Annotated in this window: 17 protein-coding genes; 13 read left to right on the top strand and 4 right to left on the bottom strand. The window is 74.6% G+C overall.

The window, feature by feature from the left end; genetic code table 11:
* Positions 1 to 58: 58 nt before the first annotated feature.
* Positions 59 to 553 (bottom strand): Asp23/Gls24 family envelope stress response protein, encoded by a 495-nt coding sequence (locus ACZ6J5_RS07950; RefSeq protein ID WP_469388878.1) that lies wholly within the window; start codon positions 551 to 553, stop codon positions 59 to 61.
* Positions 554 to 697: 144 nt separating this feature from the next.
* Between ACZ6J5_RS07950 and ACZ6J5_RS07945 the strand changes: the two genes are divergently transcribed.
* The 4 genes from ACZ6J5_RS07945 (at position 698) to ACZ6J5_RS07930 (ending at position 3,156) form a co-directional block, all read left to right on the top strand.
* Positions 698 to 1,285 carry an RNA polymerase sigma factor gene (locus ACZ6J5_RS07945; protein WP_469388876.1) on the top strand — a complete coding sequence of 196 codons (588 nt, stop codon included), beginning with the start codon at positions 698 to 700 and terminating at the stop codon, positions 1,283 to 1,285.
* Positions 1,276 to 2,004, top strand: a complete 729-nt coding sequence (locus ACZ6J5_RS07940; protein WP_469388874.1) for a hypothetical protein — start codon at positions 1,276 to 1,278, stop codon at positions 2,002 to 2,004. Before ACZ6J5_RS07945 ends, ACZ6J5_RS07940 begins: the two co-directional genes overlap by 10 nt.
* On the top strand, positions 2,001 to 2,417 hold the full coding sequence (locus ACZ6J5_RS07935) for a hypothetical protein (protein WP_469388872.1): 417 nt from the start codon (positions 2,001 to 2,003) through the stop codon (positions 2,415 to 2,417). Before ACZ6J5_RS07940 ends, ACZ6J5_RS07935 begins: the two co-directional genes overlap by 4 nt.
* A 148-nt stretch (positions 2,418 to 2,565) precedes the next feature.
* The gene (locus ACZ6J5_RS07930; RefSeq protein WP_469388870.1) at positions 2,566 to 3,156 is read left to right on the top strand and encodes a helix-turn-helix domain-containing protein; all 591 of its coding nucleotides are present in this window, start codon (positions 2,566 to 2,568) and stop codon (positions 3,154 to 3,156) included.
* Positions 3,157 to 3,215: 59 nt separating this feature from the next.
* On the opposite strand, the gene ACZ6J5_RS07925 is transcribed toward ACZ6J5_RS07930, so the two are convergent.
* On the bottom strand, positions 3,216 to 4,493 hold the full coding sequence (locus ACZ6J5_RS07925; protein WP_469388867.1) for an NAD(P)/FAD-dependent oxidoreductase: 1,278 nt from the start codon (positions 4,491 to 4,493) through the stop codon (positions 3,216 to 3,218).
* A 142-nt stretch (positions 4,494 to 4,635) separates the two neighbouring features.
* On the opposite strand from ACZ6J5_RS07925, the gene ACZ6J5_RS07920 reads away from it, so the two are divergent.
* The 3 genes from ACZ6J5_RS07920 to ACZ6J5_RS07910 all read left to right on the top strand — a co-directional run bounded on the left by ACZ6J5_RS07920 (position 4,636) and on the right by ACZ6J5_RS07910 (position 7,695).
* Entirely contained in the window at positions 4,636 to 5,124 is a 489-nt protein-coding gene (locus ACZ6J5_RS07920; RefSeq protein WP_469388865.1) for a MarR family winged helix-turn-helix transcriptional regulator, read from the top strand.
* A gap of 84 nt (positions 5,125 to 5,208) precedes the next feature.
* A complete protein-coding gene (locus ACZ6J5_RS07915; RefSeq protein ID WP_469388863.1) occupies positions 5,209 to 6,144 on the top strand; it encodes a LysR family transcriptional regulator in 936 nt (311 codons plus the stop codon).
* A 186-nt stretch (positions 6,145 to 6,330) separates the two neighbouring features.
* Positions 6,331 to 7,695: a carbohydrate-binding protein gene (locus ACZ6J5_RS07910; protein ID WP_469388860.1), complete on the top strand. Its 1,365-nt coding sequence runs from the start codon at positions 6,331 to 6,333 to the stop codon at positions 7,693 to 7,695.
* 78 nt (positions 7,696 to 7,773) lie between these two features.
* On the opposite strand, the gene ACZ6J5_RS07905 is transcribed toward ACZ6J5_RS07910, so the two are convergent.
* Positions 7,774 to 9,120 (bottom strand): ROK family transcriptional regulator, encoded by a 1,347-nt coding sequence (locus tag ACZ6J5_RS07905; protein ID WP_469388857.1) that lies wholly within the window; start codon positions 9,118 to 9,120, stop codon positions 7,774 to 7,776.
* 138 nt (positions 9,121 to 9,258) lie between these two features.
* On the opposite strand from ACZ6J5_RS07905, the gene ACZ6J5_RS07900 reads away from it, so the two are divergent.
* The 6 genes from ACZ6J5_RS07900 to ACZ6J5_RS07875 all read left to right on the top strand — a co-directional run bounded on the left by ACZ6J5_RS07900 (position 9,259) and on the right by ACZ6J5_RS07875 (position 17,614).
* Complete coding sequence (locus tag ACZ6J5_RS07900) at positions 9,259 to 10,575, top strand: ABC transporter substrate-binding protein (protein ID WP_469388855.1); 1,317 nt, start codon at positions 9,259 to 9,261, stop codon at positions 10,573 to 10,575.
* Between the two features lie 11 nt (positions 10,576 to 10,586).
* Positions 10,587 to 11,579, top strand: coding sequence for a carbohydrate ABC transporter permease (locus ACZ6J5_RS07895; RefSeq protein WP_469388853.1), 993 nt, complete (start codon positions 10,587 to 10,589; stop codon positions 11,577 to 11,579).
* A gap of 22 nt (positions 11,580 to 11,601) precedes the next feature.
* Entirely contained in the window at positions 11,602 to 12,441 is an 840-nt protein-coding gene (locus ACZ6J5_RS07890) for a carbohydrate ABC transporter permease (protein ID WP_469389617.1), read from the top strand.
* Between the two features lie 80 nt (positions 12,442 to 12,521).
* Complete coding sequence (locus ACZ6J5_RS07885; protein ID WP_469388851.1) at positions 12,522 to 13,892, top strand: GH1 family beta-glucosidase; 1,371 nt, start codon at positions 12,522 to 12,524, stop codon at positions 13,890 to 13,892.
* A 71-nt stretch (positions 13,893 to 13,963) separates the two neighbouring features.
* Positions 13,964 to 16,150 carry a discoidin domain-containing protein gene (locus ACZ6J5_RS07880; protein ID WP_469388849.1) on the top strand — a complete coding sequence of 729 codons (2,187 nt, stop codon included), beginning with the start codon at positions 13,964 to 13,966 and terminating at the stop codon, positions 16,148 to 16,150.
* Positions 16,151 to 16,231: 81 nt separating this feature from the next.
* On the top strand, positions 16,232 to 17,614 hold the full coding sequence (locus tag ACZ6J5_RS07875; protein ID WP_469388847.1) for a GH1 family beta-glucosidase: 1,383 nt from the start codon (positions 16,232 to 16,234) through the stop codon (positions 17,612 to 17,614).
* A 19-nt stretch (positions 17,615 to 17,633) separates the two neighbouring features.
* Here the strand turns inward: ACZ6J5_RS07875 and ACZ6J5_RS07870 are convergent, their stop codons facing one another.
* Positions 17,634 to 18,296, bottom strand: coding sequence for a deoxynucleoside kinase (locus ACZ6J5_RS07870; protein ID WP_469388845.1), 663 nt, complete (start codon positions 18,294 to 18,296; stop codon positions 17,634 to 17,636).
* Between the last annotated feature and the right edge of the window lie 85 nt (positions 18,297 to 18,381).

The raw sequence follows: 18,381 nt of genomic DNA, 5'->3' as shown, positions 1-18,381 counted from the left end.
ACCCACCTCACGAGAAGTCGACCGTCCGTCGCCGGACGGGGAATCGGCCACGGCCGGACTAGGAGACGCGGCTCTCCCCGGTGGACGGCTCCGCGGGCTCGTCGGGGAGGTGCACGTCGTTCACCGCGATGTTCACCTCGACGACCTCCAGGCCCGTGGTCCGTTCCACCGCCGCGACGACGTTCTCCCGTACGTCACGGGCGACGTCCGCGATGGGGACGCCGTACTCGACGACCAGCTCGATGTCCAGCGCCGCCTGGCGCTCGCCGACCTCGACCTTCACGCCGCGGCCGACGTTCGGGCGCCCGCCCGGCACGCGGTCCCGCACCGCGCCGATCGTCCGGGACAGGCCACCGCCCATGTCGTGCACGCCCGGGATCTCGCGCGCCGCCATGCCCGCGACCTTGACGACCACCAGGTCCGCGATGGTGGTCCTGCCCCTGCTGCCCGCGGCCTCGGCGACGGCACCTTCCGCGCCGTCCCCGGGGGCGGGCAGCGGGCGCGTCCGCCGTACGCGGCTGGTGTCCCCGGGGGCCAGGGTCGTCTCGGTCATGTGATTTCTCCTCTTCGGTCCTCGACACGACTGGTCGTTCACGTCGTTGGACACCGGCGAGCGGCATTCGTCACGCGGCGAGCCGCGCACATGCGAGCGCGCCCCGTCCTGGAGGGACGCGCCCGGTGAGGAGAGGAACGGCCAGTGCGAGGGCTGACGGACGAACCGCCGGGGCCGACCCGGTGCGGGACCGGCCCGGACGACACCCTGCTCGTCGAACGGGCGCGCGAGGGCGACGAGGAGGCGTTCGAGACACTGGTCCGCCGGCACGCCCCCACCTTGCTGGGGCTGGCCCGGCGGATGCTGAACGACTCGGCGGAGGCCGAGGACGTCGTTCAGGACGCCCTGGTCAGCGCGTGGCGCAGGCTCCCGGACTTCCGCGGGGACGCGGCGTTCCTGACCTGGATGTTCAAGATCGTCACCAATCGCTGCCTCAACCGGCTCAGAGCCCGGAGGCCGACCATGGAACTCGACTCCGTCCCCGAGCCGCCCGCTCCCGCGCACGAGGGTTCGCCCGCCCGTGCGGCGGAATCGAGCGCGGCGCTCGCCGACCTGACGGCCGCTCTGGCCGAGCTCTCCCCGGAGCAGCGCGCGTGCTGGATCCTGAGGGAGCTGCACCTGCTGTCGTACGAGGAGGTCGCCGAGGCGGTGGGCATCAGCGCGACAACGGCGCGCGGCAGAATCTTCCGGGCCCGGCGCAGTCTGACGGAGGCGATGAGCGAATGGCGTTGAACGCGGACCCGCGTCCCTCCGGAGAAGGCGACGGGGAGGACGAGGTCCTGCCCTGCGGCCGGTCGTTGGAGGCGGTCTGGGAGCGGGCGGCCGGGCACGGCCGGGGCCCGGCGGCGGACGACGGCCACGTCGCCCGCTGCCCCCACTGTTCGGCCGCCGTCGCCGAGCTGCGCTCGCTCGACCGGCTGATCGCGGCGGCGCGCGACGTCGACGGCGGGGGTGCCCTCGGCGTCCGAAGCGACCCCGGTACGCCCGGCGCCGACGACGCCGACGACATCCACGACGCCGCCGAAGCCCTGACCGCCCGGGTCATGGACGTCGTACGCCTGGAGCTGCGGCCCGGCCGCCGGCTGCCGCTGGGCGATGGCGCGGACGCGGCCGGCTGGATCTTCGAGTCGGCGGCGGCGCGCGAGCTCCGCGCCGCCGTGGACGCCCTGCCCGGCATCCGGGCCGGAAGCTGCCGCATCCATCCGCCGGCGGAGACCGGAAGTGGGTATGGCGCGGGCCGTGGCCCCCTGCGCGTGCGGGTGGCTGTCGCCGCCTCGCTCGCGGCGCTGCCCGACGCCGCCGAGAAGGTGCGCGACGCCGTGTTCGCCGTGGCGGACGAGGCACTGGGCATGGACGTCCGGGAGGTCGACGTACGCGTCGTCGACGTGCTCGCGGAGGACGTCCCGCCGGGGCCGGAGGGCGGCCCCGGGGCGGAGAGGAGCTCAAGGTGACGCAGCGGGACACACGGACCGAGCTGGAGCGGACGGCGGGTGCGGCCGCCCGGGCCACCGAAGGGGTCGCCTTTCTGCGGCCGAACCTCGCCGGGCTGCTGCGCAGACTGGCCGGGGGAGGCTCCGGGCGCGGGGCCGTCTGGACGCCGGACGGCGAGACGTCCGGACGGGGGGACCGGGAGGCGGCCCGGAGGGTGCCCCACCCCGGCGGGGTCCGGGCCGTCAGGAACGCGGCCGACGGTACGTGGGAGGTGGAGATCCTGCTGACGGTGCGCCGGGGCGGCCGGGCGCTGGACGTCGCGCGGGAGGTCCGCCGCGCCGTGGAGGACGCGGCCGAGCCGATGCTGGACGAGGAGGGCGCGCCGCTCGGCGGGCGGGTGCGGACGACGGTGGTGGTGACCGGAATCGTGTGAACGGCGGCGCGGGGTGCGGCCGGGACGGGAGGGCGGCCAGGGCGGAGCCTGGCCCTGGCGGGAGAGCGGAGGGAGCGGGTACTGCGCCGCCCGGGTGAAGCCGGTGGGCGGGGCGTGACGATCCGTCAGGAGGATGGTCCGACTTCATATGAACGCCACCTTCGCGCCCCCGGCGCCTCCCACACCGGCCCCTCACACGCCCGTCCGCCACGCACCCGTCCCCCACACACCGGCCCCGCGCGGATCGGCCCCGCGCACAACGGCCCCGCCCGCCCCGGCCCGCGCCGTCGCTCGCACCCGCGCCCGCACCCGCCGCTCCTCGTCCCTCCCGCAGCTCCCGCCGCCCGCGACGCGGCTGCGGCTCCGCGAGGACTGGGGGCTCACCCGTCCTCAGGTGGCGGCGGCCTTCGGGGTCACCGCGGCGACGGTGCGCTGCTGGGAGTCGGGCCGGTCCGCCCCGCGCGGGGCGCGTCGCCGGGCCTACGCCGAGCTCCTGAACGGTCTCGCGCTGCTGGAGCTCCGGTCGGCCGCCGCGCACGGGCCCGCCGTCGAGCCCGTGTCCGCCGCCGCCCCTTCGTGGCATCCGGCCAGGGCCGTGCCCGTGGGCAGACCCGTTCGGCCCGTCCGGGCCGATCCCGTGTCGGAGCCCCGTCGGCGCCGGTGGCGCAGAGCGGCGACGGCCGCGGGCTGCTGGACCCTGGTCCTGCACCTGCTGCTGACCATGCCCGTCGTGGGCTGACCGCCGGTAGGCGACGGCGGGCCGGCCCCAGGCCGGCCCCAGGCCGGGTCAGGGCCGGGTCAGGGCTTCGGCGGCGCGGCGGCGCGTCCGTCCCGTGCCGCCCGGAGGTCCGCGAGGACCTCCCGGGCGGCGCGGGCCCCGGAGGCGAGGGCGCCCTGGAGCGAGCCCGTCGCCCGGTGGTCGCCGCAGACGTAACGCCCCGGCCCGAAGCGGCTGGTGCGGGACAGGGTCAGGGGTGGGGGCATGGCGGGCAGGGCGTCGCGCACCGTGACCCGGTGCACCGCCTCCCAGCCGGCCACGTCCGCTCCGTACGCCTCGCCGAGAGCCGCTTCGACCGCCGCCGTCGCGGCGGGCCCCGGGGAGCCGAGGACCGAGGTCGAGACGAGGGCGCGGCCGTCCTCGGCGTACCCGGGATGGAGCTCGGTGAGGACGCAGGAGTTCAGGAACCGGCGGCGCGCGTCCACGACGAGGGTCGGTTCGGCCAAGGGAGACCGCGCTGCCGCGTGGTAGAGGGTGGTCACCGTCCGGCCGGGCGGCACGCCGAGGCCGGGCAGCAGTCCGGCCGCCGCGCTCTGGCCGGTCGCGACGACGACGGTACGGGCGGACAGGCCGCCGCCCTCGGCGAGGGCCACTCCGTCCGGGGTCAGCTCGGCGACCCTGGCACCGGTGCGGAGCACGCCGTCGGGGAGCCGGGCGGCGAGCTGGGCGGGGACGGCGCCGATGCCGTCGGCGGGCAGACACGGCGTTCCCCGCAGCATCGTCCGCCAGACGAGGTGGAAGAAGCGCGCCGACGTCTCCAGGTCGTCTTCGAGGAAGACGCCCGAGAGGAAGGGCCGGAGGAAGGTCTCGACGATTCCGGCGGACAGGCCGGCCTCGGCGAGCGCGGTCGCGGTGGTCCCGTCAGGACGTCCTCGCAGCCACGACACGGGCGCCAGCATGTCGCGGGCGGACAGCAGGCCCAGGGCCACCGTGTCGCGGACCGAGGCGCCTTCGGCGGGCAGCGGCCCGCCGTGCCGGGGGCGTCGGGTCGGGTCGCCGAAGCGGCGGGGCCCGTCGGAGGTGTGTGCCAGCACGCCCGGGGTGAACGGACGCAGCCTGAGCGCCTTGAGATCCAGGCGCCGTTTGACCTGCGGATAGGCGGTGTTGAACACCTGGAATCCCCGGTCGAGGGTGAAGCCGCCGATCCGGTCGGTCCGCATCCGGCCGCCCACCGTGTCGTCCGCCTCCAGCAGACGCACGCTCAGCCCGGCGGCGAGGAGGTCCGCCGCGCACGCGAGACCGGCCGCCCCGGCCCCGACGACCACCACGTCCACACCAGCTCCGCCGGTCCCGCGCATCGCCGCCGCCTCTCCTCGGTGCCCTTCGCCCGCTGCCGGACGACGGTCACGTTACTGCCGGTGGCCGGACGGTCGCGGGAGGACGCGGCGGGGCGGCGCCTCGCCGGTGATCGGTCGCCGCCGGGGCACGTAGGCTGGCCGTGTGGCCGGTACCGATGACGAAACGACGTCGCCCCCGAGGCGTGTGACGGGTGATCTCCAGGGCTTCGCGGTGGCGCTGCGCCGGACGCACGGGGAGCTGAACCGGCTGGTCCACGGCTTCGCGCTGGCCCACGGGCTGCACCCGACCGACGTACAGGCCCTCGGGATCATCCTGGACAGTCCGCAGCCGATGACGCCGAGCCTGCTGCGCGAGAAGCTGGGGCTGACCTCGGGGGCGGTCACCGCCTGTCTCGACCGCCTGGAGAAGGCGGGCCATGTCCGGCGGTCGCGGGAGAGCGCGGACCGCAGGGTCGTGCACGTGCGCTACGAGGTGGGGGCGCGCGCCGTGGCCCGGCAGTACTTCCGGCCGCTGGCCGAGGCGACCTCGCGGGCCCGGGAGCGGTTCGACGACGCGGAACTGGCGACGGCGCTGGCGTTCCTGACCACGCTGAACGAGGAGCTCACGGCTCTCCGCACGCCCGAACGCTGACCGCGTGACGCGTCCGGCGGGACGGGCCCGGTCCATCCGCCCCTTGGTCTGGACCTGTTGGGGGCGGCGCGCCAAGCTGGGCGCATGGACTTGGAGTTGCGGCATCTGAAGACGGTCCGGGCCATCGCCGAGGCGGGCAGCCTCACCCGCGCGGCCACCGCCCTCGGGCTGGCGCAGCCCGCGCTCAGCGCCCAGCTCAAGCGGATCGAACGAACCCTGGGCGGCCCGCTGTTCGTGCGCGGCCGGGACGGGGTGCGGGCGACCGCGCTCGGCGACCTGGTCCTCGACCGGGCCCGGGTGGTGCTGCCCGCCGTCAGCGGGCTCCAGGAGGAGGCGGTCAGGTTCGCCCGCGACGGCGTCGCCCCCGGGCACCGGCTCGGCGGGACCCACGGGCCGCTCCTCGGCGGCCTCGTGGACCGGCTGGCCAGGGCCGATCCGGACGCCCGGGTCACCACGTACACCTCCTGGTCGGAACGGGAGGTGGCCCGGGGGGTGGTGGCCGGGCGGCTCGACTTCGCGCTGGTCGGCGTCTGCGGGGAGAGCCCGCCGCCCGAGGCCGGGCGGCTCGCCTGGACGGAGGTGGCCCGCGACCCGGTGTACGCGATGCTGGCGAGCGGGCATCCCCTGGCCGCCCGCGCCCAGGTGGCCCTGGCCGAACTCGCCGCCGAGGAGTGGACGGACGTGCCGGGAGACGGCTGCTTCGGCGACTGCTTCGCCGCCGCCTGCGTGCGGTCCGGCTTCACCCCGGCCCGGGTGTACGAGACGGACACCGCGTCCTGTGTGCACCTGGTCCAGGTGGGCCGGGCGGTGGGCCTGTGCCGGGCGACCTTCCCGGCCACCCCCGGCGTGGTGACCCGCCCGCTCACCGGGGCCCCGCTGCTCTGGCGCCACCTCCTCGGCTGGCACCCCGAGAGCGCGGCGGCCGGGCGGGCCGCCGCCGTCCTCGCGCACGCCCGTGACGCCCACGCGGAGGCCCTGGCGCGCAGCGCGGGGCGGACACCGGCGGACGCGTCTCCCTGACCGCCGCCGCGCCCCCAGAGCCTGTCGTCACGCTCCCGTCCGCCTCGCGACGACGGGACTTCGACGACAGGCCCCAGACCGCCGGGGCATAACGCGGAGGGAGGGGCCGGCCGGAGGCTCCCGCTCCCCCGGTGCCGTTCCTACGGTTCTCCGCAGACCCCCCACCGAGAACCGAGGAGACTCCTCATGCTCCGACGACACGCCCGCGCGGCCTGTACCGCGCTGGCCGCCGCCGGGATGGCGCTGGCCGGGCTTCAGGCCGGGTCGGCGACCGCCGCGCAGCCCTCCCCCGGGACCTCCCCCGGCGCGCGGAGCGCCGCCCGGGCCCTCGGCGCCGCCGACGCGCGGCCCGAACTGCTCGCCGCGATGGGCCGCGACCTGGGGCTGACCCGGGCCCAGGCCGAGCGCCGGCTCGTGAACGAGGCGGAGGCCGGGGCCACCGCCGCCCGGCTCCGCGACCGGCTCGGCGCCTCGTTCGCCGGCGCCTGGGTCGACGGAGCGGAGTCCGGCACCCTGACGGTGGCGACGACCCGCGCCGCCGATCTGGACGCGATACGGGCAGGCGGCGCGACGGCCCGGCTGGCCGGCCACGACCTGGCCGCGCTGGACCGGGCGAAGGCCGCCCTCGACCGCGCGGCCGACGCCTCGGCGCCGGTGCGGTACGTGGACGTGCGGGCCAACGTGCTCGTCGTCGAGGAGGTCAGGCCGGGCGCCGCGGCCCGCCTGGCGGCGGCCACCGGTGTCCCGGCCCGGCTGGTGCGGGCGGTGCGCGTCGCCGAGGCGCCGCGTCCGCTCTACGACCTCCGGGGCGGCGACGCGTACTACATGGGCGGCGGCGGGCGCTGCTCGGTGGGCTTCCCGGTGACCCGGGGCACCACGCAGGGCTTCGCGACGGCGGGCCACTGCGGGCGCGCGGGCCAGAGCACCAGCGGCTTCAACCAGGTCGCGCAGGGCAGCTTCCAGGCGTCGGTCTTCCCCGGCAACGACATGGCGTGGGTGGCGGCCAACTCCAGCTGGACGGCCACCCCGTACGTGAAGGGCGCGGGCGGGGCGAACACGCAGGTCGCCGGTTCGGTGCTGCAGCCGGTCGGCGCGTCGGTCTGCCGCTCCGGCTCCACCACGGGCTGGCACTGCGGCACGATCCAGCAGCACAACACGAGCGTCACCTACGCCGAGGGCACGGTCGGCGGCGTGACCCGCACGACGGTGTGCGCCGAGCCGGGCGACTCGGGCGGCTCGTACATCTCGGGGAGCCAGGCGCAGGGGGTGACCTCGGGCGGTTCGGGCAACTGCTCCAGCGGCGGCACCACGTACTTCCAGCCGCTGAACCCGATCCTGTCGGCCTACGGCCTGACGCTGCGGACCGGCGGCACGGACCCGGGCCCCGGCCCGGGCGAGCCGCAGCCGGGCGGTACCTGGAAGGCGGGCACGGTGTACGCCGCCGGCGCCACCGTGACGTACGGCGGCGCGACGTACCGCTGTCTCCAGGGCCACCAGGCCCAGACGGGCTGGGAGCCGCCGGCCGTGCCGTCGCTCTGGCAGCGCGTCTGACACCCGTCCCGCTCCACCGGGGCCGCACCCGCCGACCGGCGGGTGCGGCCCCTCACGCGTGTCCTCGCGCGCGTCCCCTCACGGCGTGACCCGGTCCGCCAGGGCCGTCCGCCAGGCGGGGGCCGGGGCGGCCGGGGCGGTTTCGGGGCGGCGGCCGCCCCGGGCGAAGAAGTCCGCCAGGGGGAGGAGGGCGGCGCCGACCGTGACCGCCTCCGGGCCCAGGGTGCCCAGGGTGACGCGGGTGCGGCCGGCCGGGTAGCGCAGGGCGTAGCGGGTGGCGTGCGCGGTGACGGTGTCCAGGAAGCGGGCGCCGAGCTGGAGGCCGGCCCAGCCGCCGACGAGGACGCGCTCGGGCTGGAAGAGGTTGATGAGGTCCGAGAAGCCCGCGCCGAGGTATTCGGCGGTCTCCTCCAGGACGGCCAGCGCCGTGGTGTCGGGGGCGGCCCCCGAGTCCTCGGGCGGGTAGGCGGCGGTGAGCATCGCGGTGAGCGCGGTCTCCTCGTCGGCGCCCTCGGGAGGCCGGCCGCCCGCCTCCGCCCAGCGTTCCAGGAGGGCTTCGGCTCCCGCGTACGCCTCCAGGCAGCCCTGGGAGCCGCAGCGGCAGCGGCGTCCCCGGACGCTGACGGTGAGGTGGCCCCATTCGAGGGCGCGGCCGGGGCCGAGCGGGTCGGTGACGACGCAGGCGCCGACGCCGGAGCCGAAGAGGACGACGACGGCGCTGCGGGCTCCGCGTCCGGCGCCGAACCACATCTCGGCCTGGCCGAGGGTCTTGGCGCCGTTGTCGATCCAGTACGGGACGGTGCCGGGCAGGTCGACGGCCTCGCGCAGCAGGCGCTCGAAGGGGACGGCGTCCCAGCCGACGGTCTGCCCGTGGACGACGGCGCCCTCCTCCGGGGTGTACGCGATGATGCCGGGGACGCCGACACCGACGCCGAGCAGCCGGTCGGCGGGCACGTCCGCCGTGCGCAGCACCTCGGCGATGCCGTCGCGGACATGACGGACCACCAGGTCCACCTCGTAGCGCGAGATGCGCGGTCCGGTGCTGGGCAGGGCCCGTTCGGCGCGGGCGAGTTCGTTGAGCGTGAGGTCGAAGAGCTCGACCCTGACCCGGGTCTCGCCGACGTCGACGCCGATCATGCAGCCGCTGCCGGGGCTGATCCGCAGCAGGGTCTGCGGGCGGCCGCCGGCCGAGTCGACGCTGCCGGCCTCCTCGACCAGTCCCTCCGCGACGAGTTCGGCCACCACGTTGCTGACCGATCCGGAGCTCAGCCCGATGGCGGGGCCGAGCATCAGACGGCTCATCGGTCCGTCGAAGTACAGCCTGCGCAGTACGGCGGTGCGGTTCTCGCGCCGCAGGTCACGCACCGTACGGCCATGTGTCGCGTGCACGTGGGTTCCCGTCTCTGAAGTCTTTCGCTGCAACATACCCGGATTCCGGGCCTTGACGCGCCCTTCCCGTGAGGCTTAACTCACATCCTAAATTAAGCCGATGACACGGGCTGGCGGTCGGGACCGCCCCCGTTCCCTCGGTCCTCCCGTCGTCCCTGAAAGGGCCCTGGAGCCATGCGCACACGCAGAGCCGCCGTCACCGCCGCCGTCACCTTCTCCCTCGTCCTCGCCGCCTCCGCCTGCGGCGGCGGCACCACCGGCGGCGCGGGCGGCTCCGGCTCCCCGAAGACGCTCACGTACTGGGCCACCAACCAGGGCCCCAGCCTGGAGGCCGACAAGAAGGTGCTCCAGCCCGAGCTCGACAAGTTCGAGAAGCGGACCGGCATCAAGGTCAAGCTGGAGGTCATCCCCTGGTCCGACCTGCTCAACCGGATCCTCACCGCCACCACCTCCGGTCAGGGCCCCGACGTCCTCAACATCGGCAACACCTGGAGCGCCTCGCTCCAGTCCACCGGCGCCCTGCTGCCCTGGGACGAGAAGAACTTCGGCGCGATCGGCGGCAAGGACCGCTTCGTCGGCTCCGCGCTCGGCTCCACCGGCGCCCCCGGCAAGGACCCCGCCGCCGTGCCGCTGTACTCCATGGCCTACGCGCTCTACTACAACAAGAAGATGTTCGCCGACGCGGGCATAGCGAAGCCGCCGGCCACCTGGGCCGAGGTCGAGGCCGCGGGCCGCAAGCTGAGCCGGGACGGCAGGTGGGGCATCGGCGTCGAGGGCGCCAACCTCTCCAACAACATCCACCAGGTCTTCGTCCTCGGCAAGCAGCACGGCGCCGACTTCTTCACCCCCGACGGCAGGCCCGACTTCACCTCCGACGGCGCCGTCGCCGCCGTCAAGCAGTACGTGGACCTGATGGCCGCCGCGAAGATCACGGCGCCCGGCAACGCCGAGTACGCGCAGAACCAGTCCCTCTCCGACTTCGCCAGGAACCGCACCGGCATGGTCCTGTGGCAGACGCCCTCCCAGACCTTCGCCGCCCAGGGCATGAAGCCCGAGGAGTGGGGCGTCGTCCCGGCCCCCGTCGCCTCCGGCACCCCCGGCCAGGGCGCGCAGACCAACTCGATGGTCGCCGGCATCAACATCTCCGTCTTCAAGAACACCCGCAACCTCGACGGGGCGCTGAAGTTCGTGAACTTCATGACCGGCGACGAGGAGCAGATCCTGCTCAACAAGGCGTACGGCTCCGTCCCGCCGGTCAAGACCGCGCAGGCCGACGCGGCCTTCGGCTCCGACTCGCTGGCCGTCATCCGCGACACCCTGGCCACCAGCGCCGCCGCGCTGCCGCAGGTGCCGGAGGAGTCCCAGTTCGAGACCGTCGTCGGCACCGCGGTGAAGGAGCTCTTCGCCGACGCCGCCGCCGGCCGGCCGGTCACCGCCGAGTCCGTGCGGGCCAAGCTGGACAAGGCCCAGCAGCAGATGCCGAAGAAGTAGGCAGCGCTCCCATGACCCAGACCGCCGTCGCCCCGCGCGGCGAGCCCGCCGTGCGCGGGGCCGCGCCCGGCGGGGCGCCCGCGCCGCGCCGTCCGGCGCGCCGCCGCGTCGCCCTCCCGTACCTGCTGCTGCTCCCCGCCCTCGTCCTCGAACTCCTCGTCCACCTGGTGCCGATGCTCATGGGCATCGGGATGAGCTTCAAGGAGCTCACCCAGTTCTTCATCCGGGACTGGTCGGCCGCGCCCTGGGCCGGCCTCGGCAACTACTCCGTCTCCCTCGACTTCGACGCCCCGGTCGGCCAGGCGCTGCTGCGCTCCTTCGCCACCACCTGCCTGTTCACGCTCGCCTCGGTGGCCCTGTGCTGGCTGCTGGGCACGGCCGCCGCCGTCTTCCTCCAGGAGGGCTTCCGGGGCCGGGCGGTCCTGCGGACGCTGTTCCTCGTCCCGTACGCCCTGCCGGTCTACGCGGCGGTCATCACCTGGGCGTTCATGTTCCAGCGGGACAACGGCCTGATCAACCACGTGCTGCACGACCAGCTCGGCCTCACCGACGGGCCCGCCTTCTGGCTCATCGGCGACAACAGCTTCTGGGCGCTGCTGACCGTCTCGGTCTGGAAGGGCTGGCCCTTCGCCTTCCTCACCGTGATGGCCGGGCTGCAGAACATCCCCCGGGACATGTACGAGGCCGCCGCCCTCGACGGCGCCGGCGTCTGGCGGCAGCTTCGGCACATCACCCTGCCGTCGCTGCGCCAGGTCAACCAGGTCCTCGTACTGGTGCTGTTCCTGTGGACCTTCAACGACTTCAACACGCCGTTCGTGCTCTTCGGCAAGGCGGCGCCCGAGGCGGCCGACCTGATCTCCCTGCACATCTACCAGTCGTCCTTCCAGACCTGGAACTTCGGCACCGGCTCGGCCATGTCCGTCCTGCTGCTGCTCTTCCTGCTCCTGGTGACGGGCGCGTACCTGCTGCTCACCTCCCGGGGAAGGACGGCCTCCGATGCCTGAGCTCCGCGCCGCCCGCTCCCCCATGGCGGCCCCCCGGTCCTTCCTGTGGACCCGGCGGATCTTCCTGACCTTGCTCACCGGCTTCGTGCTGCTGCCGGTGTACGTGATGGTCTCCAGCTCCCTGAAGCCGCTCGCGGACGTCTCGGGGACCTTCCAGTGGCTGCCCTCCCGGCTGACCTTCCGCCCCTACCTCGACATCTGGGAGACGGTCCCGCTCGCCGACTACTTCCTCAACTCGCTGGCCGTGGCGGGCGCGGCGACCGTCTGCTCGGTGGCCGTGGCGGTCTTCGCCGCGTACGCGATCAGCCGCTACGACTTCCGCGGCCGGCGGGTCTTCGCGGTCACGGTGCTGTCCACGCAGATGTTCCCCGGCATCCTCTTCCTGCTGCCGCTCTTCCTCATCTACGTCAACATCGGCAACGCCACGGGCATCGCGCTCTTCGGCTCCCGCGAGGGCCTGATCCTCACCTATCTGACCTTCTCGCTGCCCTTCTCGGTCTGGATGCTCACCGGCTACTTCGACTCGATCCCGCGCGAGCTCGACGAGGCGGCGAAGGTGGACGGCTGCGGACCGGTCGGCGCGCTCTTCCGCGTGATCGTCCCGGCCGCGCTGCCCGGGATCGTCGCGGTCGCCGTGTACGCCTTCATGACCGCCTGGGGCGAGGTCCTCTTCGCCTCGGTCATGACCAACGACACCACCCGCACGCTCGCCGTCGGCCTCCAGGGCTACGCCACCCAGAACGACGTCTACTGGAACCAGGTGATGGCCGCGTCCCTCGTGGTGAGCGTGCCCGTCGTGGCCGGGTTCCTGCTGCTCCAGCGCTACCTCGTCGCGGGGCTCACCGCGGGCGCGGTCAAGTGACCCGCACCGCCCCGCCCTTCGCCCCCGCCCCCGCTCCCGCTCCCGCCGCCGCAGCGCGGCCCCTCACGAAAAGGTGCTCCGTGTCCGACTCCGCCCGCTCCCACCCGCTCGACCTGGAGGCCTTCCCGGCCGGATTCGCCTGGGGCACCGCCACCTCCGCCTACCAGATCGAGGGCGCCGTCGCCGAGGACGGCCGCTCCCCGTCCATCTGGGACACCTTCAGCCACACCCCGGGCCGGATCGACAACGCCGACCACGGCGACACGGCCTGCGACCACTACCACCGCTGGCCCGAGGACATCGCGCTCATGCGCGAACTCGGCGCCGACTCCTACCGGATGTCGATCGCCTGGCCCCGGGTCGTGCCCGGCGGCGACGGGCCCGTCAACGCCGCCGGACTCGACTTCTACGACCGGCTCGTCGACGCCCTGCTCTCCGCCGGGATCACCCCCAACATCACGCTCTACCACTGGGACCTGCCGCAGGCGCTCCAGGACCGCGGCGGCTGGACCGAGCGCGCCACGGCCGAGCACTTCGCCGCGTACGCCTCCGTCGTCGCCGGCCGCCTCGGCGACCGGGTCACCCGCTGGGCCACCCTCAACGAACCGCTCTGCTCCGCCTGGATCGGCCACCTGGAGGGCCGGATGGCCCCGGGGCTCACCGACCTCGCGGCCGCCGTCCGCGCCTCGTACCACCTGCTGCTCGGACACGGGCTCGCGACCGCCGCCGTGCGCGCCTCGGCCCCGGGCGCCGAGATCGGCCTGGTCACCAACCACTCCCCCATCACCCCCGCCTCCGGCCGGCCCGAGGACCTGGCCGCGGCCCGGCGCGCCGACGGGCACACCAACCGCTGGTGGCTGGACCCGGTCTACGGGCGCGGCTTCCCCGCCGACATGCGCGAGCTGTACGGGGTGGAGCTCCCCGAGCGGCCCGGCGACGCCGCGCTGATCGCCGCCCCGCTGGACTGGCACGGCCTCAACTACTACTTCCCGGAGACCGTCGCCGACGACCCGGAGGGCCCCGTCCCGCACGCCCGCGCCGTGCGCCTCCCGGACGTGCCGCGCACCGGCATGGACTGGCAGATCGACGCCGGCGGCCTGGAGGCGCTGCTGCTGCGGCTCACCGAGGAGTACGGGGTGCGCAGGCTGTACGTCACGGAGAACGGCTGCGCCTTCCCCGACACGACCGGTCCCGGCGGCGCGGTCGACGACCCGGACCGGGTGCGCTACCTGGAACAGCACCTCGCGGCCTGCGCCCGCGCCGTGCGCAAGGGCGCGCCGCTGGCCGGCTACTACGCCTGGTCCCTGCTGGACAACTTCGAGTGGGCCTACGGCTACGACAAGCGCTTCGGCCTGGTGCACGTGGACTACGCGACCCAGCGCCGGACGGTGAAGGCGAGCGGCCGGCGGTACGCGGAGATCATCCGCGCCCACCGGGAACTCCACGGCTGACCCCGGCCGCCCGACCCGCCCCCCGAGGAACGTGCGCCACCCCCTGCCCCCACGTCTCCCCAGGAGTCCCCATGCCCTTCCTGACCTCCCCGCCACCCGCCCGGCGCCGCGCCTCCGGCATCCGGCGGGCCGCCGTCGGCGGCCTGGTCGCCGCGCTCGCGGGCGGTCTGCTCGCGGTCGCCCCGGCCGCGCCCGCCGCCGCCGCGCCCGCCCTGCTCTCGCAGGGCAGGCCGGCGACCGCCTCCTCCACCGAGGGCCCGTTCGGCGCGGGCGCCGCCGTCGACGGGAACCTCACCGGCACCCGCTGGGCGAGCGACTGGTCCGACGCCCAGTGGTTCCAGGTCGACCTCGGCCGCAGCGCCGCCCTGAGCGGTGCCGTGCTGACCTGGGAGGCCGCCTACGGCCGGAACTACCAGATCCAGGCGTCGGAGAACGGCACCGACTGGCGCACCGTCACCACCGTGACCGGCGGCGACGGCGGCACCGACGAGCTCGCCCTGTCCGGCACCGGCCGCTACGTCCGGATGAACGGCCTGGCCCGGGGCACCGCCTGGGGCTACTCCCTGTGGGAGTTCCAGGTGTACGGCACCGCCGACGGCGGCGGCACGCCGCTGCCCGGCGGCGGCGACCTCGGCCCCAACGTGCACATCGTCGACCCGGCCACCCCGGACATCCAGGGGCGGCTCGACGAGGTCTTCCGGCAGCAGGAGTCGGCGCAGTTCGGCAACGGCCGGCACGCGTTCCTGTTCAAGCCGGGCACGTACAACGGGCTCAACGCGCAGCTCGGCTTCTACACCCAGATCGCCGGCCTCGGGGTCCGCCCCGACGACACCACGATCAACGGGGACGTCACCGTGGACGCGGGCTGGTTCAACGGCAACGCCACCCAGAACTTCTGGCGGAGCGCCGAGGGCCTGGCGCTGAACCCGGTGAACGGCACCGACCGCTGGGCCGTCGCGCAGGCCTCCTCCTTCCGCCGGATGCACGTCAAGGGCGGGCTCAACCTCGCCCCCAACGGCTACGGCTGGGCCAGCGGCGGCTACATCGCCGACTCGAAGATCGACGGCCAGATCGGCAACTACTCGCAGCAGCAGTGGTACACCCGCGACAGCTCGATCGGCGGCTGGTCCAACTCGGTCTGGAACCAGGTCTTCTCCGGCACCGAGGGCGCGCCCGCGCAGTCCTTCCCCGAGCCCCGGTACACGACCCTCGCCACCACCCCGGTCTCGCGCGAGAAGCCGTATCTGATCTGGGAGGACAACCAGTTCAAGGTCTTCTCCCCGGCCAAGCGGACCGACGCCCGCGGCACCACCTGGGCGAACGGCGCCCCGCAGGGCGAGCGGATCCCGCTCAGCCGCTTCTACGTGGTGAAGCCCGGCACCACCGCGGCCACCATGAACCAGGCGCTCGACCAGGGCCTGCACCTGCTGTTCACGCCCGGCGTCTACCACGTCGACCGGACCGTCGAGGTGAACCGTCCGGGCACGATCGTGCTCGGCCTCGGGCTGGCCACGCTCATCCCGGACAACGGCGTCACCGCGCTGCGGGTCGCCGACGTCGACGGCGTCCGGCTGGCCGGCTTCCTCGTCGACGCCGGTCCGGTGAACTCGGCGACGCTGCTGGAGGTCGGCCCGCAGAACGCGTCCGCCGACCACGGCGCCGACCCGACCACCGTCCAGGACGTCTACATCCGCGTCGGCGGGGCGGGCGCGGGCCGGGCCACCGTCGGCATGGTCGTCAACAACGACGACACCATCGTGGACCACACCTGGGTCTGGCGCGCCGACCACGGCGAGGGCGTCGGCTGGGAGACCAACCGCGCCGACTACGGCGTCCGCGTCAGCGGCGACGACGTGCTGGCCACCGGACTGTTCGTCGAGCACTTCAACAAGTACGACGTCGAGTGGTTCGGCGACCGCGGGCGCACGATCTTCTTCCAGAACGAGAAGGCGTACGACGCGCCGAACCAGGCCGCGATCCAGAACGGCGCCACCCGGGGCTACGCCGCCTACCGCGTCGACGACTCGGTGACCACCCACGAGGGCTGGGGGCTCGGCAGCTACTGCTACTACAACGTCGATCCGACGATCCGGCAGGCGCACGGCTTCAAGGCGCCGGTGAAGCCGGGTGTCAGGTTCCACGGGCTGCTGACCGTCTCGCTCGGCGGCAACGGGCAGTTCGACCACGTCGTCAACGACACGGGCGCGCCCACCGAGGGCACCGCGACCGTGCCCTCGACCGTCGTCAGCTTCCCCTGACGGTCCCCCGACGCCTTCCGGGCGGCCGGCGGTCCGAGGCGGCCGCCCGGAAGGCTCCCCCCTTCTCCCCAGGAGCCCGCCGTGTACGACGACGCGTCCGCGATCGACCTGCTGCCCCCGGACTTCCGGCTCGGGGCCGCGACCTCCGCGTACCAGATCGAGGGCGCCGTCGCCGAGGACGGGCGGACCCCGTCCATCTGGGACACCTTCTGCCGGGTGCCCGGCGCCGTCGCGGGCGGCGACACCGGTGACGTGGCCTGCGACCACTACCACCGGATGCCCGAGGACGTGGCCCTGCTGGCCGCGCTGGGCCTCGACAGCTACCGCTTCTCCGTCTCCTGGCCCCGGGTCCAGCCCGGCGGCCGGGGCCCGGCGAACCCCGCCGGGCTCGCCTTCTACGACCGGCTCGTCGACGAGCTGCTGGCGCGCGGGATCACGCCCTGGCTGACCCTCTACCACTGGGACCTGCCCCAGGAGCTCCAGGACGCGGGCGGCTGGCCGGCCCGCGACACCGCCTTCCGGTTCGCCGACTACGCGGAGCTCGTGCACGGGCGGCTCGGCGACCGGGTCACCCACTGGACCACGCTCAACGAGCCGTTCTGCTCGGCGGTCCTGGGCCATGTCGAGGGGGTCCACGCGCCCGGCGGGCGGTCCCTCGCCGACGGCGTCCGGGCCGTCCACCACCTGCACCTCGCGCACGGGCTGGCGGTCCGCCGGCTGCGCGCCTCGGCCCGAAGGCCGCTGGACCTGTCCGTCACCCACCTGCTGGGCACCAGCGGCCCCGCCTCGGACACGCCCGCCGACCGGGAGGCGGCCCGCCGGGCGGACGCCTTCGGCTTCCGCTGCTACCTCGACCCGGTGCTGCGCGGCGGCTACCCGGCGGACCTGGTCGCGGACCTGGCCGCCCGGGGCGTCGGCATCCCGGTCCGCGACGGCGACCTGGAGACCATCGCGGCGCCCGTCGACACCCTCGGGGTGAACTACTACCGCTCGGCGCGCAGCTCCGGGGTGGACGCGCGCGGCTCCGCCACCGGCCCGGACGGGCTGCCGGTCACCCGTGGGGTGCCGCACGGCGGGCTGCCGGTGACCGGACTCGGCTGGGAGGTGATGCCGCACGACCTGACCGCGCTGCTGCTGCGGATCGCGCGCGACTACCCGGGCACCCGGATGGTCGTCACGGAGAACGGCGCCGCGTACGGGGACCGGCCGGACCCGGCGGGCTTCGTCGACGACCCGGAGCGCGCCGCCTACCTCGCCGCCCATCTGGCGGCCGTGGCGCGCGCCCGCGCCGCCGGGGCCGACGTGCGGGGCTACTTCGTCTGGTCGCTGCTGGACAACTTCGAGTGGGCCTACGGCTACGCGGGCCGCTTCGGCATCGTCCACGTCGACCGCGCCACGCTGCGGCGCACCCCGAAGGGCAGCGCCCTGTGGCTGCGCGACACGATCGCGCGGCTGCGCGGCTGACGGGGCCCGCGGGGCGCCGTCAGGCGCGGGCCCGGGCGGTGGCCAGGGCGTCCTTGACCTCGCGGACCACGCGGGCGGCGTCGTCCGGGTCGTTCACCACGTCGGTGCGGTTCATGTCGATGACGAGGACCTCGCTGGCCGCGTAGTGCAGGTTGACCCAGTCGTCGTAGCCGGACCACAGGGTGCGGTAGTACTCGACGAGGGCCTCGTCCTGCTCGAAGTCGCGGCCGCGCAGTCCGATGCGCCTGAGGACCGTCTCGAAGTCGGCCTTGAGGTAGACCATGAGGTCGGGCGCCTTGCGGTAGGGCAGGCCGTCGATCTCGCGCATCATCTCGTTCAGCAGGCCCTCGTAGACCCGCATCTCCAGGGAGCTGATGCGGCCCAGGTCGTGGTTGACCTTGGCGAAGTACCAGTCCTCGTAGATGGAGCGGTCGAGGACGTTGTCGCCCTGCCGGTAGGCCTCCTTGATCGAGGCGAAACGCGTCTGGAGGAAGTAGAGCTGGAGGAGGAAGGGGTAGCGCTTGGCCTGGATCTCCTCGGGGCTCGCCGTGTAGAAGAGCGGCAGGATCGGGTTGTCGTCCACGCTCTCGTAGAACACGTCGCTGCCCAGCTCCTTGGCGAGCAGCTCGGCGACGCTGGTCTTGCCGATCCCGATCATGCCTCCGACGCAGATCACCGACATACCTCACTTCTCCCTGGGGGCTTCCGTGCACGGGCGCGGACCGGGCTGCCGGCCCCGCGGGTGCGGAGGCGGCGGTCGGCCGGTT

The organism is Streptomyces sp. NPDC042100, assembly GCF_055582325.1.
This window is presented reverse-complemented; position numbering and strand designations above follow the sequence as displayed.